Below are 13,657 nucleotides of genomic sequence, written 5' to 3' on the forward strand. Positions count from 1 at the left end.
CTCCCGGCTCAGAACTTCTCCAACAGGTCGCCGTAGAACTCGCCGCCGCGGTCGTCCGCGAGCTTCTCGACGATGAGCTCCGGCGTCGACCGCGCGAGGTGCCCCTTCTTCGGCGAGCGGTTCACGCGGAGTTTGCCGTCGACGAGCCCCGCGGCCTCGATGCCGTCGACCGCGACTTCGAAGTCGGCGGCGGCGCGGATCTCGCGGGCGAGGTGCGAGACGAAGACGGCGGTCGCGTCCTGATCGTCGAGCGCCTCCAAGATGCCCGCGATGATCTTCGCGGAGGCGCCCGGCTCGGTGATGGATTCGAGTTCGTCCACCAAGACCAGCCGACCGTCGGCGCCGTCGACGAGATCGCCGAAGTCCCGCAACGTCGCCTCGAACGCGCCGGCGTCGAGGGTGCCCTGCGACTTCGCGTAGTAGTGGATCTCCTCGAACCGCTCGACGGTCGCCGACTCGGCCGGCACGGGCATCCCCATCTGCGCGAGCACGACGACCAGCGCGACCAGATCGAGCGTCGAGGTCTTCCCGCCGGAGTTCACCCCGGAGAGCAGCGTCGCGCCCGACACGCCGTAGTCGACGGGCTCGACATCGGGGAAGTCGACGTCGAGGAGCGGGGAGCGACCGCCCTCGATGCGGAAGCCGGCGGGCGGGGCCTCGCCGCCGTCGTCGTCGCCCGCCGGCTCGACCACCTCGGGCAGCGTACAGTCGAAGTCGCGCGCGAACCGCGCGACGGCGAGCTCGACGTCGAGCTCCAGGGCGTCGCGGACCAGCTCCTCGACCGGCTGGCGGAGGTCCCCGAGGTCGCTCGCGAGGTCGGCCTTCAGCTTCGCCGCCCGGCGGTCCCGGGCCGCGGAGAGCTCGGTCCGGAGCCGCGAGACGGCGCTCTCGTCGTGGTCGACCGGGAAGGATGGGTCGCCGCCGAAGACGCGCTCCGCGAGCTCCGCCTCCTCGGGTTCCAGTCGGAGCGCGTCGGCGAGGTGTTCGCGGGCGGCGTCGACGGCCGCGTCGTACTCGTCGGCGAGCTCGCGGTCCAGCAGGGAGTCCACGCGGGCGCCCTGCTCGACGAGGGAGAGGAAGTCGGTCCCCTCGATGGTGACGTCGCGCTCGCGGATCGCCTCGCGCAGCCGGTCGTCGGCGACAGAGGCGGCCGTCGACACCGCGGCGTCGAGGTCGTCGACGGCGGCGGTGAGCCGGTCCAGCTCCGCGTCGCCGGCGATCGTGCCGTCGTCGTCGAGCCGCGAGAGCGCGTCGCGCAGGCGGTCGAGGGCGACCGGAGGGCCGCCGCCCGAGACGGGGTCGCCGGCCGCCGCGGCCGCCTCGTGGACCGCCGCGGCCGCCTCCAGCCGGTCGCGGTTCTCGGCGAAGAAGGCGAGCAGCCGCTCGGGCACCGTCTCCGCCGGCGCCTCCAGCGCGTCCGGCCGCACGCTCACGTCGCCCTCCACGTCGAGCCCGGCGAACGACTCGTCCAAGACGATCACGGACGCGTACGAGCGGCCCAGCTCGGAGACATCACGCGCGTCCTCGACGGTCTCGACGGAGAGCTCGGGAACCTCCGCCTCGGCGCGCGCGAGCGTCTCGGCGTCGGCCGTCGCGAGGCAGCGGTCGCGGACGCGGACGGTCGGGGGGTCCGACAGGGGCGCGCAGTCCGCGAGCGCCTCGCGGACCGCCGGGTCGGGGTCGCGGTCGGCCGCGTCGGCGGCGAACGACTGCGCCTCCGCGATCCGCGAGGCGGACGCGCTCGGGTAGAACGTCTCCAGCCGCTTCGCCGCGTAGTCGGTGACGGTGCGCTCGCGCAGCAGGTCGATCGCCTCCCGGTACAGCTCGCGGGCGCGGTCGGTGGCCAGCACGCGACCGTCGTCGCCGTGGCGGCGCCGGATCGCTCCGCGAGCGATGCGGGCCGCGCGGGCCTCGTTGACGCCCGGCGCGCGGGCGATGGCGGCCACGTCGCCGGACTCGACGGTCGCGACCGGGTCGTCGAGTTCGCGCAGCGAAGCGGCCGTCTTGGCGCCGACGCCGGGGATCGCCTCCAGCTCCATCTACCCGCCGGTATCACGGCAACGGTGTAAAGCGTGCGGGTCGCTCCCGCGGATCCCCGCGGCGTCCGGCGGGTCGGGGGGCGGCGCGCGTCTCAGAGCGAGGACCAGCGCGCCGGGTGCGACGCCCTTTTTCGCGCTCGTCGCCAACGCCTGCCATGAGTCAGGACGCGCGTGCCGTCGGCGACGGGTCGCTCGACCCCGAGGCGGTCGGCGAGCGCGACGGGGTGCTCGTCGCGTTCTCGGGCGGCGTCGACTCCGCGGTGGTGGCCGCGCTGGCAACGGAGGCGCTCGGCGACGACGCCGTGGCGTGTACCGCCCGCAGCGAGACGCTCCCCGCGGCGGAGCTCGACGACGCGAAGCGAGTCGCCGACGAGATCGGGGTCCGCCACGAGACGGTGACGTTCTCCGAGCTCGACGACCCGAACTTCGTCGCCAACGACGGCGACCGGTGTTACCACTGCCGGACCATGCGGCTCGGCCGGATGTACGAGACCGCGAAGGAGCTGGGGATCGACACCGTCTGCGACGGGACGAACGCGGACGACCCCGGCGAGGGGCACCGACCGGGGCTCCGCGCGGTCGAGGAGCTCGACGTGTTCTCGCCGCTGCTCGACGCCGGGATCACGAAGGCGGAGGTCCGCGCGATCGCCGAGTCTCGCGACCTCTCCGTGGCCGACAAGCCCTCGATGGCGTGTCTCTCCTCGCGGATCCCGACCGGGCTGGAGGTCACCGAGGAGCGGCTGACCCGCGTCGAGAAGGCGGAGCGGGTGCTCCGCGAGTGGGGCTTCGAGGGGTTCCGGGTTCGCGACCACGACGGCCTCGCACGCGTCGAGATCGCCCCCGACGAACTGGAGCGGGCGCTCGACCCGGCCTTCGCCGACGCCGTCCACGAACACCTCACCGACCTCGGCTTCGAGTACGTCACCCTCGACATGGCCGGCTACCGAACCGGGAGCGTGAGTCCGGGCGGCGAGGAGGTGGGCGACGGGGATGCGGGCGACGAGAACTCCGACAACGCGAACGGAGAGCCCGCCGGGAGCGACGCGGCGGACGACGGCGCCGACCTCGGGCGGCGGTACCCGCGCTGAGGCGCCGGCGACCGCCGAGAGCGGCACCGGCGCCGGAATGAGGGCGGCGTTATCACCGGAGAGAACCCGGCGGGAACGCTTATAACCCGTGTTACTAAAGCGACACCTATGCGGGAGGCACAGACGCTGGCGGTGATCGCCGGCGGCGTCGGGGGGGCCGTCGGGGCGTTCGTGGGCGTCGCGATCGGCGGCTCGGCGCTCTCGGTGACGATGACCACCCTCGGGGTCGCCACCGTGGTCGGCGTCGGCGTCATCGCGAGCGCGGTCATCGCCGGCGACGTGGAGTTCCTCGCCGACGCTGACGGCGAGTGAGGAGGGCGGCGCGAGCCGCTGCGACGCGGCCGAAAGGGGCCGGGCGGGCGCGAGTTCGGAGTACCGTTCAAATGCGAGTTTCACGTAAACGGACACGATGGCCGCTGCGGCGTCGTTCTGGGAGGAGTGCGACCGATACCACGAGCTCGCGGAGCGGTTCCAGCGCGGCATCGAGATCACCCACCCCGATCGGCTCACCGGGCGGAGCGGCTACTACAGCGAGTGCGGCTGCGCCTGGTGCGCCGAGGAGGTCAGGTACTTCGAGTACCGCGGCGAGCGGCTGTGAGCGGGCCGTGTCCGAGAGGCGCTCCCGCCGGTGAAAATCGGGGGCGACCGCGCGCTTCAAGGCCCCGCCGCGACGAACGGACGCCATGAGTCTCATCGCGTTCGACTTCGACGGGACGCTCTCCGACTCCGAGATGACGGTCCTGCTCGCGGAGCGGGCGGGCGTCGCCGACGAGGTCGCCGAGATCACCGAGCGGGCGATGAACGACGAACTCAGCTACGCCGAGAGCCTCTACCGGCGCGCGGAGCTGCTGGAAGCCCTTCCCGAGGCGGAGGTCGAGGACGCGTTCGACGCGGTGCGGATCCGGCCCGGCGCCGCGCATCTCATCGAGCGCCTCCGCGACGAGGGGCACCACGTCGCCGTCCTCACCGGGGGGTTCGAGCGCGGCGTCGAGGCGGCGCTCGCTCGCGAGGGGGTCGCCGTCGACACGATCGTCGCCAACCGACTGCCGACCGGACCGGACGGCGCCCTCACCGGCGAGGCGGAGGGACCGCTGATCGAGGGGACGAAGGACGACGCGCTCGCCGACCTCGCGGCCGAGGTCGGCGTCCCGATGCGCGAGACGGTGGCGGTCGGCGACGGCGCGAACGACCTCCCGATGCTGGAGGTCGCGGGCCTAGCGGTCGGCTTCGTCCCGAAGTCCGCGGTGCGGCCGGTCTGTGATTCGGTCGTCGCCTCCATGTACCGGCTGGGGAAGGTGCTGGAGGCGCACGGCGTCCTCGCGGCCGGGGACTGATCACCGAACCGGTTCGGGCCGGCGATACCTGACCACGTTGGGCTGAAGGGTTAAACAGAAACGGGGGCGATATGTTGGCATGAGCGTCTTCGCCGGGGTGGTCCGATGCTACCGACGCTGACGTATCTCCAGTTTCACCTCGTCTTCAGTCTCCCCGTGCTGGCGCTGCTGTGGTACCTCGCCCCGCGGTACGAGGCGACGCGGCAGCGCCGGGCGGTCGGTGGGATCGCGATCCTCGTCGCCATCGCGTACGCCTACACCACCCCGTGGATCAGCTACATGATCCGCCGGGGCGCCTGGGGGTACGCGGACGGCGCCGTCGTCGCGCGGGCGCTCTCGATCCCGCTCGGCGAGTACCTGTTCTTCGCGATCCAGACGATCGTGGTCGCGTTCGCGCTCCACCGGATCGGTTTCGATCCGACGTTCCGCGAGGGCGACTTCGACCGCGTGCCCCGGGCCGCCGGCGTCCTCGTCGGCCTCGCGATGGTCCCGGTCGGGCTGGGGCTCGCGTGGCTCGACCCGTCGTTCCTGTACCTCGGCGGGCTGATCGCGTGGGTCGGGCCCGTCCTCGCGCTCCAGTGGGGCGTCGGCGGCGGCTACCTCGCGCGCACGCCGCGGCTGTGGATCACGGCGACGCTCGCTCCGGCAGCGTACTTCTGGGTCGCCGACCGGATCGCGATCGGCATGGGGACGTGGTACCTCTCGCCGGAGTTGACGACCGGGATCGCGGTCCTCGGCCTCCCGATCGAAGAGATGCTGTTCTTCGTCGCCGCGGGAGTGATGACGATCAACGGCCTCGTCTTGTTCGAGTGGGTGCTCGACTGGAACGACCGCCGCGGGGCGGCGGCGGACGCTGTCGCCGGCGCCGGGTCGGAGCCCGAGCGGGACGTTCGCGGCCCTGAGTCCCCGGCCGACCCGGACCCGGACGTAGTCGATGACTGAGGCGTCGGAGGCGTCGCGGAGCGCGGCGGACGCCCGGTCCGTCGCGACCGCGGGACGCGGGGCCGACGAGAGCGTCGGCGACGGGCGCGACGCCGACCCGGCGGCCGAGCGGGTCGACCGGTGGTTCGCGCGACGTCCGGCGCTGGCGCTGGCGGCGCTGTTGCCGGTCGGCGCCGCGACCCCCCTGTTTCCGGTCGAACTCGGCGTCGCGACGTTCGCGCTCGGCACCCTCGCCGTCGGGATGGCGCACGGCGCAGTGGACCACCTCGTCCCCCTACGGGCCGCGCCGGGCGTGTCGCTCCGGCGGTCGATCGCGGTCGTCTCCGTCGGCTACGCGGTCCTCGGCGGGGCGGTCGTCGCGGCCTTCTTCGCCGCGCCCGTCGCCGCGTTCGTCGGGTTCATCGCGCTCACGTGGCTCCACTGGGGGCAGGGCGACGTGGCGACGCTCGCGATCGCGGGCGTCGACCACCTCCCCACCTCGGCCGAGCGCTGGCTGGCGCTTATCGTCCGCGGCGGCCTCCCGATGGGCGTCCCGCTCCTCGCGCACCCCGAGGAGTACCGGCTGGTGGCCGAGTGGATCGTCGGCCTGTTCCTCGTCGACGCGGGCGCGGCCGCGACGGCCGTCGACCCCCTGTTCGCGCCCGCGGTCCGCGCCGGGGTCGGCGTCGGGATGGCGGCCGCGACGCTGGCGTCGGTCGGGCTCGGCTACCGGCGGGTTCGGAGCGGGCGCGACGCCGGCGGCTGGCGCCGCGACGCCGGCGAGCTGGCCGTGCTGTGGGCGTGGTTCCTGCTCGCCGCGCCGGTGTTCGCGATCGGGGTGTACTTCGCGCTGTGGCACGCGCTCCGGCACGTCGGCCGGCTCGTCCTCGTCGACCCAGCGGCGGCGAGCGCGGCGTCGGCCGGCGACGCGGTCGGCGCGCTCGCCCGCTTCGGGCGCGACGCGGCGCCGCTCACGCTCGGCGGGTTCCTCGTGGTCGGCGCGGTCGGCGTCTCGGTCCCCGCGGGCGTGGCGGCGCCCGGCGACCTGCTCGCCGTGTCGCTCGTCGCCATCGCCGCCATGACGCTCCCGCACGTCGTCGTCGTGGCGTGGCTCGACCGGCGGGAGGGAGTCTGGCGGCCGGGCGCCGGGGCCTGATCGGCGCCGACCGGAGGCGGCCGGTGCCGGCACCGCACCGCTCTTGGTCGGCGACGGCGTCCGTCCGGTAGATGGACGAGATCGCGATCCGCGAGCCGCGACCGGGCGACGCCGAGCCGCTGGAGGCGCTCATCACCTCTCATTTCACCGAGGGGAGCTCCTACGGCGTGGACCTCGGGATCGACGACCCGACGTACCACGTGCTGGTCGCGGTCGAGGGGGACGCCGTCGAGTCGGCGGGAGACGCGGTTGACGGCGAGAGTGACCGAACCGACGCGGTCGACGGCGAGGGCGACCGGGACGGCGCGATCCTCGGCGTCATGGCGCTCCGCGAGTTCACCGATCCGACCGCCGTCGCCGACGAGATGTACTTCTTCGACGACCCCGACCTGCTGCCCGCCGCGGAGCGGTACGGCCACCTCGAAATGGGGTACGTCAGGGAGGGCGCGACGGGTCGGGGGATCGGCAGCCGGCTGCTCGGTCGCCTCCACGAGGCCGGCGCGGAGCGGGGCGTCGACCTGTTCCTCGCGGACTCGTGGTACCACGGCGGCGACGACTCCCCGGAGAAGCTGTTCGACGCGCACGGCTACGAGACGATCCACCGCGACCCGATCGAGCGCCCCGCGGCGGAGTGCCCGAAGTGCGAGGAGACGTGTACCTGCGAGGGCGCGCTCGCCGTGCGGCGCGTCGCGGGCGACGCGACCGACGCGGAGGCGAGCCGGTCGTGAACCACGACCGCGTCCACGCCAGGGAACCGTCGCACCACGTCGACCAGTGGTCGGTCGGCGTCGTCGAATCGATCGGCGAGCGCGACGGCCACTGCGTCGTGACGGTGCGGCCGACCGTGTCGGAGCGAGAGGAGGGAGGAGATGAAGCGGTGGCAGACGGGGACCGCGGCGAGCCCGTCGAGTTGACGCTCACGCTCGCCGTGCGGGACCTGTTCGTGAGCCGGCTCCCGATCGACGACGGCGAGTCGCCGGTCGGCGAGCGCGTCTGGTACCGGGAGCGGGGCGGGTGAAGGAGGGACGAGCGGAGCGGGCCGTCGCTACTCTAGCTGGTGGTAGTCCAGCTCGTGGCCCTCGTCGAGGGCGGCCTGGACGGCGTCGCTCGGCTGATCGACCGGTTCGGTGCGGAGCGTCATGCCGCCGACGTCGGCCGCGTCGAAGTAGACGTTGCGACGCCAGTCGGGGTCGGTGTCGGGGTGGTCGGTGCGGTAGTGCGCGCCGCGCGACTCCTCGCGTTCGAGCGCGCCGCGGAGGACCGCCTCGGCGGCGACAAGCATGAAGCCGGCGTCGACGGCGAGCTCGAACGACTCGCTGGTGACCGGCCCGACGCGCATGTCCGCGGCGCGGTCGCGGACGGCGGCGAGGCGGTCGAGCCCCTCGCGGAGCGACGACTCGTCGCGGAGGATGCCCGCGTGCTCCCACATCAGCTCGCGGAGGTCTGCGAGCACCGCGTCGACCTCGTTGGCGCCGTCGTTGTCCGCCATCGCGCGCAGGTCGCGGAGGTGCGGCTCGACGGTCTCCTCGCGGAGGGCGTCGGGCACCTCGCCCGGGCCGTCGACGCGGTCGGCGATCCGCTCGCCCGCGACGACGCCGTACGCGACCGTCTCGGCCAGCGAGTTGCCGCCGAGGCGGTTCGCGCCGTGAACGCCCGCCATCGTTTCCCCGATGGCGAAGAGGCCGTCAACGTCGGTCTCGCCGTGGTCGTCGACGGCGACGCCGCCCATCCCGTAGTGGGAGGTCGGCGCGACCTCGACGGGCTCCTCGGCCATGTCCACGCCGAGGTCTTGGAACCGCTCGTACATTCTGGGGAGCCGCTCTTGGATGAAGTCGGCGTCGCGGTGAGAGATGTCGAGGTAGACGCCGCCGTGCTCCGTGCCGCGCCCCTCGCCGATCTCGCGGGCGATGGCGCGGGCGACCACGTCGCGGGCGTCGAGCTCCATCTGGTCCGGAGAGTAGCGCTCCATGAACCGCTCGCCCTCGGCGTTGAACAGGCGGCCCCCCTCGCCGCGGACGGCCTCGGTCACGAGGCGGCCGCTCCACGGCGCCCACTCGGGGTCGGCCTCGTCGACGGCCATCCCCGTCGGGTGGAACTGCATGAACTCCATGTCCATCAGCGACGCGCCGGCGTCGAAGGCCAGCGCCGCGCCGTCGCCGTTGTTCTCGTCGTCGCGGGAGGTGTGCCGGTTGTAGATCGCCGCGTGGCCGCCGGCGGCGAGAACGACGGTGCCCGCGTTGAACAGCACGAACTCGCCGTCGTCCATGTCGAAGCCGACCGCACCGTGGACGGCCTCGCCGTCGGAGACCAGCTTCGTGATCATCACGTTCTCGCGGTAGGGGACCGACAGCGCCTGCGCGCGGTCGACGAGCGTGTTCAGCAGCGACTCGCCGGTGTGGTCGCCGGCGAAGGCGGTCCGGCGGAACGACTGCGCGCCAAAGAACCGCTGGTCGATCGCGCCGTCGTCGGTGCGGGAGTACGCCATCCCCCAGTCGTCGAGCTCGCGGAGCCGCTCGGGCATCTGCGCGGTCACTGTCTCGACCTTCCCGGGATCGTTGATCAGGTGGCCCTCGTTGAGGGTGTCCGCCGCGTGGATCGCGGGCGAGTCCTCGGGGTCGTGGGTCCCGAGCGCGCCGTTGATCCCGCCCCGAGCCCACGTGGTGTGGGCGTCGCCGTGTCCGCGCTTCCCGAGGACGAGCACGTCGTCGACGCCGCGCTCGGCGAGTTCGATCGCCGCGCGCGCGCCGGCGGCGCCGGCGCCCACGACGAGGACGGACACGTCCTCTCGCGCGTACTCGACCGGCTCGTCAGTCGGGGCTCGTTCGTCCATGTTCGAACGGAGGGTCCGGAGACGGGTAAGCTTCACGCGCGTGTGCGTGCGCGCGAGAAGGCGGCGCGAACACACGACCGAGGACGGTCGGCGCGTCCCCTATCGCTCCGCGTCCCAGCCGGGCGTGCCGGGCGCGCCGGCGTCGTCCTCGACGGCGCGGGCGAGGCGGTCGCGCGCGTCGCGGTCGAGGCCGACCCGCTCGCCGTCGGCGCCGGCGCGCTCCGTCCACTCGCGGATCGCGGACCCGACCCACGAGTCGGCCTCGCGGGCGTCGTCCCGAGCCTCGGCCATGCGGTCGCGCGTCACCGACAGCGATCCGGGGCGAGAGCCGACGGCGGCGCCGGCGAAGCGGGCGCGGTCGTCGGCGGTCGCCCCGCCGTCGCGGAGCCGGGCGACGACGCCGTCGAGGTCCTCCGGGTCGGGGTACGCGAACACCGTTGCGCCGAGCGCCTGCGGGCCGAACGCGGGCGCCGGGAGGTCGTCGGCCGGCTCGTCGTCGAGGAGCCGGTCCCCGCCCCCGGCGGCCTCGACGCGCTCGCACTCGGTCTCGGCGTCGAGTTCGAGGTTGTGACCCGGGTAGCTCGAACAGGTGCGCGGGTAGCGGTCGTCGCCGTGGATCCGGCACTGGAGCGTCGTCGGGTCGAGGAAGGCGCAGGCGCCGAGCCAGCGCGGCTCGTCGGTCCCGATCGGTGCGACCGGTTTGGGGGGCTTCCGGAGGCCGACGACGAAGACGGGGCGGCCGTCGATCGCGGCGAGGTCGGTCCCGTCGATCCGAACGCGCTCGTCGCGCTCGGCCGGCTCGAACAGCCGGGGGACCAGGGCGTCGCCCAGGCCGTCGTCGACGATGCCTACGACCTCGTCGCGGGTGAGCGGGACGAGGTCGTAGGTGTCGTCGAGCGGGGGACGAGGCCCGGTGCGGTCTGAGCCCGCCGCGGCCGGATCGAGCGGACGCCAGTCGACGCAGCAGCCGGCGCAGCCCTCACAGCGGAGTTCCATACGGCCCTGCCAACGGTTCGCAGTGTGATAAGTTGTCGGCGGAACGCGAACCGGACGCGAACCGAGTCCGGACGGGACGCGAACCGGGCGCGTCCCGGACCCGGACAGTTTTGCCGACCCCGGCCGAACGTCGTCACGAGATGGACTCGGAACGGGCGGAACTCGGGCGGCTCGTGGTCCGGATCGTCCGAGAACACGAGGCCGCGGCGGTGACGCCGGGGGTGGTCGTCCAGCGGCTGGCGGTCGAGTACGACCGCGAACACGAGTACAGCGAGGTGTTCGACCTGCTCCACGAGCTGGAAGAGACGGGCGAGCTCGTATACCACAACGGGGAGTACAACGAGTTCGCCGCGCCCGAGTGACCCCGAGGGACGCCGCCTCAGAGCTCGCCCTTCGTGCTTGGCGTGTCGCTGCGGCGCTCGTCGAGCCGGGTGGCGTCGTCGAGCGCGCGCGCCAGCGCCTTGAACAGCGCCTCGACCTCGTGGTGGGCGTTGTCGCCGCGCTCGACCGCGGCGTGGAGCGTCAGCCCGGCGTTGTGGGCTACGGAGAGCGCGAAGTGGTCGGCCATGACGCTGGTGAACTCCCCGACAGACTCCTGTGAGAACTCTCCGGAGAACTCGTAGTACGGCCGCCCCGCCACGTCGACGACGGCGCTCGCGACCGCCTCGTCGAGCGGGACGCGGCGGTCGGCGTACCGCCGGATGCCGCGCTTGTCGCCGAGCGCCTCGTCGAACGCCTCGCCGAGGCAGATCGCCACGTCCTCGACGGTGTGGTGGTCGTCGATGTCCAAGTCGCCGTCACAGCGCACGGTCAGGTCGAAGAGGCCGTGCTTCGCGAACGATTCGAGCATGTGGTCGTAGAAGCCGACCCCCGTGTCGACCTCGCTGTCGCCGTCGCCGTCGACCGCGAGCGTGAGTTCGATGGTCGTCTCGCTCGTCTCGCGGGTGACGGCCGCGGTCCGGTCGTGGTCGCTCATACCGGCCCGTCGCGGGGGATTCGTAAGTCGGTTGCGGGTGTGGCGGGGTTCCGGATCCGCGAGAGAGGAGCGGACGTGGTGCGGGAGTCGAGGGAATGGTTATAAACGGGCGGTGCGGTGGCGCGTGCCTGCGAGCGGTCGCCACCGGCGGCCGCGAGGCAGCGCGCGCGAGGGACGCGGCGACCGGAGCGAAGCGGAGGGAGCCGCGAGGCTGGGGAGGTGTGAGGCGCGGTTGCGGTGCGGTCGGGTGGGAGTCAAAGGGGCAGCCGCGAGGACGAAGCACGACGACGTAAGCACTGGAGCGAGGGAGCGAACGGAGTGAGCGACCGAGTGAAGCGCGCAACGAGGCGCGCGAGTCCTCGCGGCTGGGGCTTTGGCGGTGTTCGCCGGCGATCCGCAGTCAGTTATTATAAGCAATCAACGGTAAATGCGAAGTCGATTTAAATCTCGTCCGCCGCGTCCTGCGCCTCGCGCAGCGTGAACTCGCCCTCGTATAACGCGGTGCCGACGACGACGGCGGCCGCGCCGGCCTCTTTTAGATCAATAACGTCCTCGACCGTCGCTACGCCCCCGGACGCGATAACCGGGATATCCACGGCCTCGACGACGCTCGCGACCGCCTCGCGGTCGATCCCATCCAGCTGCCCCTCCACGTCGACGTTCGTGAAGAGGATCGCGCCGGCCCCCAGTTCCTCGTAGCGGGCGGCGGCCTCGGCGGGGTCGAGCCCGGTCCCCTCGGTCCAGCCAGAGACGACGACCTCGCCGTCCTTCGCGTCGAGGCTGACGACGACGCTCCCCGGGTGGGTCTCGTCGATCTCCGCGACGATATCCGGGGTCTCGACCGCCGCGGTCCCGAGGATGACGCGGTCGAGCCCCAAGTCAAGCAGCGCGCGCGCGCCCTCGGCGGCCCGGATGCCGCCGCCGAGCTGGAGGCCGACCGCGTCCGCGCCGTCGCCGCCGACCGCGTCCACGACCGACTCGAGCGCGCCGGCGTTGACGCGCTCGCCCTCGAACGCGCCGTCGAGATCGACGAGGTGGAGGGTTTCGGCCCCCGCCTCGACCCAGCGCTCGGCGGCCGCGACGGGGTCGCCGTAGCGCTTGCCCGTCCCGCGCTCGCCGCCGACCAACTGGACGACCTCGCCGTCCTGTACGTCGACGGCGGGGATCACTTCGAACTCCGAGAAGTGGCTCATACGGGACTGAAGCCCGCGACGGCGATTAAACGGGTCGGTTCGAGGCGGAAGGAGGGCCGAGCGGGGGGCTCCGGGGGGCCGTCGGCTCACACCACCGAGATGAGCAACTGCGAGACGTCCTCGTCGTAGGCGGCGGGGTCGGTCGCGAGCGCCTCGGCGCTCTCGGCGCCGGCGAGCCGTCGCACAGCGCTCTCGGCGTCGATCGAGTCCGGCAGCGCCGCGTCGAAGGCGTCGAGAAGGGGATCGGTCGGATACGCGCCGCCGGCGACTATCACGTTGGTTCCGTCGTGCCAGACGCCGAGGCGGGCCCCGATGTCGAGGGGTCGATCGAGTCCCGCGGCGGTCCCGTCCGGGAGCGGGACCTCGCCGTCGAGCGCGTACTCGCCAGTCAGCCGCCACACGGTCGCCGTGTTGCCGGACCGGACGGTGGAGATCCCCTCGTCGGCGATTTCGACGTTCTCGATGCCGGCGCTCCGGAGCTGCCCGCGGAAGGCGTCGGTCGCGGCCGCCTCCACCTCGCGCATGATCCGCTCGCGGCCGATCTCGGCCGGGAGTCGGTCGACGGCGGGCCGGAGGTCGATCCGCGTCGCGAAGAAGACGACCGGCGACCCGGATCCGCCGAGCGTCTCGGCAAGCGCGTCCGCGACGGGCGCGTACTCGTAGATTCCCGTGTGTTCGAGCGCCCGGACGGTGACGGGACCGTACGACCGATCGAACACCGTCCGCTCGAACTTGTCGGTCCGTCGCCAGTCGTCGATCCGGTCGCTCGTCACCTCGGGGGCCGGGACTGGCCCGTCGCGGGCGCCGAGATAGCCGGCGAGCCCGGCGACGCCGACCGCCGCGCCGCCCGCGAGCAGGCGGCGTCGGGTGGTCGTCTCGCGTGGGGGCGGCGTCGCTGCAGATCCGTTCGTCGGACGCTGCTTCATACGAATTCGACGGCCGCGACGGGGAAATCGGTGTCGCCCCGACCCGGATCCCTTATGTAACCACCGAGTACAACAACCGAGTGATGACCGACGACGAAAGCAGGACACGGCGGCGACGCGCTCGGCCACACACCCGACGGCGGTTCCTGACTGCGGCCGGGGCGGCGGGGGCCGTCGCTGTCCCCTATACACATTTCC

The 13,657-nt window shown here is 73.0% G+C and carries 16 protein-coding genes; 10 read left to right on the forward strand and 6 right to left on the reverse strand.

What is annotated here, in order from left to right:
- Positions 1–8: 8 nt before the first annotated feature.
- The gene (locus B9G49_RS08230) at positions 9–2,039 is read right to left on the reverse strand and encodes a helix-hairpin-helix domain-containing protein (RefSeq protein WP_086216049.1); all 2,031 of its coding nucleotides are present in this window, start codon (positions 2,037–2,039) and stop codon (positions 9–11) included.
- 155 nt (positions 2,040–2,194) lie between these two features.
- On the opposite strand from B9G49_RS08230, the gene larE reads away from it, so the two are divergent.
- The 8 genes from larE (at position 2,195) to B9G49_RS08270 (ending at position 7,556) form a co-directional block, all read left to right on the forward strand.
- Entirely contained in the window at positions 2,195–3,127 is a 933-nt protein-coding gene (gene larE, locus B9G49_RS08235) for an ATP-dependent sacrificial sulfur transferase LarE (protein WP_086216050.1), read from the forward strand.
- 108 nt (positions 3,128–3,235) lie between these two features.
- Positions 3,236–3,439: a hypothetical protein gene (locus B9G49_RS08240; RefSeq protein WP_049932090.1), complete on the forward strand. Its 204-nt coding sequence runs from the start codon at positions 3,236–3,238 to the stop codon at positions 3,437–3,439.
- Between the two features lie 97 nt (positions 3,440–3,536).
- Positions 3,537–3,725 (forward strand): hypothetical protein, encoded by a 189-nt coding sequence (locus B9G49_RS08245; RefSeq protein ID WP_049932088.1) that lies wholly within the window; start codon positions 3,537–3,539, stop codon positions 3,723–3,725.
- Positions 3,726–3,810: 85 nt separating this feature from the next.
- On the forward strand, positions 3,811–4,461 hold the full coding sequence (serB, locus tag B9G49_RS08250; RefSeq protein ID WP_086216051.1) for a phosphoserine phosphatase SerB: 651 nt from the start codon (positions 3,811–3,813) through the stop codon (positions 4,459–4,461).
- Between the two features lie 105 nt (positions 4,462–4,566).
- Entirely contained in the window at positions 4,567–5,403 is an 837-nt protein-coding gene (locus B9G49_RS08255; protein ID WP_086216052.1) for a lycopene cyclase domain-containing protein, read from the forward strand.
- Entirely contained in the window at positions 5,396–6,538 is a 1,143-nt protein-coding gene (locus tag B9G49_RS08260; protein WP_086216053.1) for a Brp/Blh family beta-carotene 15,15'-dioxygenase, read from the forward strand. The genes B9G49_RS08255 and B9G49_RS08260 overlap by 8 nt, the downstream gene beginning before the upstream one ends.
- A gap of 71 nt (positions 6,539–6,609) precedes the next feature.
- Entirely contained in the window at positions 6,610–7,266 is a 657-nt protein-coding gene (locus B9G49_RS08265) for a GNAT family N-acetyltransferase (protein ID WP_086216054.1), read from the forward strand.
- Complete coding sequence (locus B9G49_RS08270) at positions 7,263–7,556, forward strand: hypothetical protein (RefSeq protein WP_086216055.1); 294 nt, start codon at positions 7,263–7,265, stop codon at positions 7,554–7,556. Before B9G49_RS08265 ends, B9G49_RS08270 begins: the two co-directional genes overlap by 4 nt.
- A 27-nt stretch (positions 7,557–7,583) precedes the next feature.
- Here the strand turns inward: B9G49_RS08270 and B9G49_RS08275 are convergent, their stop codons facing one another.
- Both B9G49_RS08275 and B9G49_RS08280 read right to left on the reverse strand, forming a co-directional pair.
- Positions 7,584–9,368: an L-aspartate oxidase gene (locus tag B9G49_RS08275; protein WP_086216056.1), complete on the reverse strand. Its 1,785-nt coding sequence runs from the start codon at positions 9,366–9,368 to the stop codon at positions 7,584–7,586.
- 99 nt (positions 9,369–9,467) lie between these two features.
- Positions 9,468–10,364, reverse strand: a complete 897-nt coding sequence (locus B9G49_RS08280; RefSeq protein ID WP_086216057.1) for a YkgJ family cysteine cluster protein — start codon at positions 10,362–10,364, stop codon at positions 9,468–9,470.
- A gap of 140 nt (positions 10,365–10,504) precedes the next feature.
- Here B9G49_RS08280 and B9G49_RS08285 point away from each other — a divergent pair, with 140 nt between their 5' ends.
- Positions 10,505–10,726 (forward strand): hypothetical protein, encoded by a 222-nt coding sequence (locus B9G49_RS08285; protein ID WP_086216058.1) that lies wholly within the window; start codon positions 10,505–10,507, stop codon positions 10,724–10,726.
- A gap of 17 nt (positions 10,727–10,743) precedes the next feature.
- Here the strand turns inward: B9G49_RS08285 and hisB are convergent, their stop codons facing one another.
- The 3 genes from hisB to B9G49_RS08305 all read right to left on the reverse strand — a co-directional run bounded on the left by hisB (position 10,744) and on the right by B9G49_RS08305 (position 13,459).
- Positions 10,744–11,340, reverse strand: a complete 597-nt coding sequence (gene hisB / locus B9G49_RS08290) for an imidazoleglycerol-phosphate dehydratase HisB (RefSeq protein WP_086216059.1) — start codon at positions 11,338–11,340, stop codon at positions 10,744–10,746.
- 440 nt (positions 11,341–11,780) lie between these two features.
- Positions 11,781–12,533: a 1-(5-phosphoribosyl)-5-[(5-phosphoribosylamino)methylideneamino]imidazole-4-carboxamide isomerase gene (gene hisA, locus B9G49_RS08300; protein WP_086216061.1), complete on the reverse strand. Its 753-nt coding sequence runs from the start codon at positions 12,531–12,533 to the stop codon at positions 11,781–11,783.
- Positions 12,534–12,619: 86 nt separating this feature from the next.
- A complete protein-coding gene (locus B9G49_RS08305) occupies positions 12,620–13,459 on the reverse strand; it encodes a hypothetical protein (protein WP_086216062.1) in 840 nt (279 codons plus the stop codon).
- 83 nt (positions 13,460–13,542) lie between these two features.
- Here B9G49_RS08305 and B9G49_RS16205 point away from each other — a divergent pair.
- The coding region (locus B9G49_RS16205) for a twin-arginine translocation signal domain-containing protein (RefSeq protein WP_143414692.1) at positions 13,543–13,657 on the forward strand (115 nt) is incomplete at its 3' end.

Origin of the sequence: Halorubrum sp. SD683 (assembly GCF_002135045.1) — an archaeon.
Lineage (GTDB): Archaea > Halobacteriota > Halobacteria > Halobacteriales > Haloferacaceae > Halorubrum > Halorubrum ezzemoulense.

Bases quoted from the DNA above. Each gene is read 5' to 3' on its own strand.
- B9G49_RS08230 (WP_086216049.1), bottom strand. From the start codon at position 2,039: ATGGAGCTGGAGGCGATCCCCGGCGTCGGCGCCAAGACGGCCGCTTCG.
- larE (WP_086216050.1), top strand. From the start codon at position 2,195: ATGAGTCAGGACGCGCGTGCCGTCGGCGACGGGTCGCTCGACCCCGAG.
- B9G49_RS08240 (WP_049932090.1), top strand. From the start codon at position 3,236: ATGCGGGAGGCACAGACGCTGGCGGTGATCGCCGGCGGCGTCGGGGGG.
- B9G49_RS08245 (WP_049932088.1), top strand. From the start codon at position 3,537: ATGGCCGCTGCGGCGTCGTTCTGGGAGGAGTGCGACCGATACCACGAG.
- serB (WP_086216051.1), top strand. From the start codon at position 3,811: ATGAGTCTCATCGCGTTCGACTTCGACGGGACGCTCTCCGACTCCGAG.
- B9G49_RS08255 (WP_086216052.1), top strand. From the start codon at position 4,567: ATGCTACCGACGCTGACGTATCTCCAGTTTCACCTCGTCTTCAGTCTC.
- B9G49_RS08260 (WP_086216053.1), top strand. From the start codon at position 5,396: ATGACTGAGGCGTCGGAGGCGTCGCGGAGCGCGGCGGACGCCCGGTCC.
- B9G49_RS08265 (WP_086216054.1), top strand. From the start codon at position 6,610: ATGGACGAGATCGCGATCCGCGAGCCGCGACCGGGCGACGCCGAGCCG.
- B9G49_RS08275 (WP_086216056.1), bottom strand. From the start codon at position 9,368: ATGGACGAACGAGCCCCGACTGACGAGCCGGTCGAGTACGCGCGAGAG.
- B9G49_RS08280 (WP_086216057.1), bottom strand. From the start codon at position 10,364: ATGGAACTCCGCTGTGAGGGCTGCGCCGGCTGCTGCGTCGACTGGCGT.
- B9G49_RS08285 (WP_086216058.1), top strand. From the start codon at position 10,505: ATGGACTCGGAACGGGCGGAACTCGGGCGGCTCGTGGTCCGGATCGTC.
- hisB (WP_086216059.1), bottom strand. From the start codon at position 11,340: ATGAGCGACCACGACCGGACCGCGGCCGTCACCCGCGAGACGAGCGAG.
- hisA (WP_086216061.1), bottom strand. From the start codon at position 12,533: ATGAGCCACTTCTCGGAGTTCGAAGTGATCCCCGCCGTCGACGTACAG.
- B9G49_RS08305 (WP_086216062.1), bottom strand. From the start codon at position 13,459: ATGAAGCAGCGTCCGACGAACGGATCTGCAGCGACGCCGCCCCCACGC.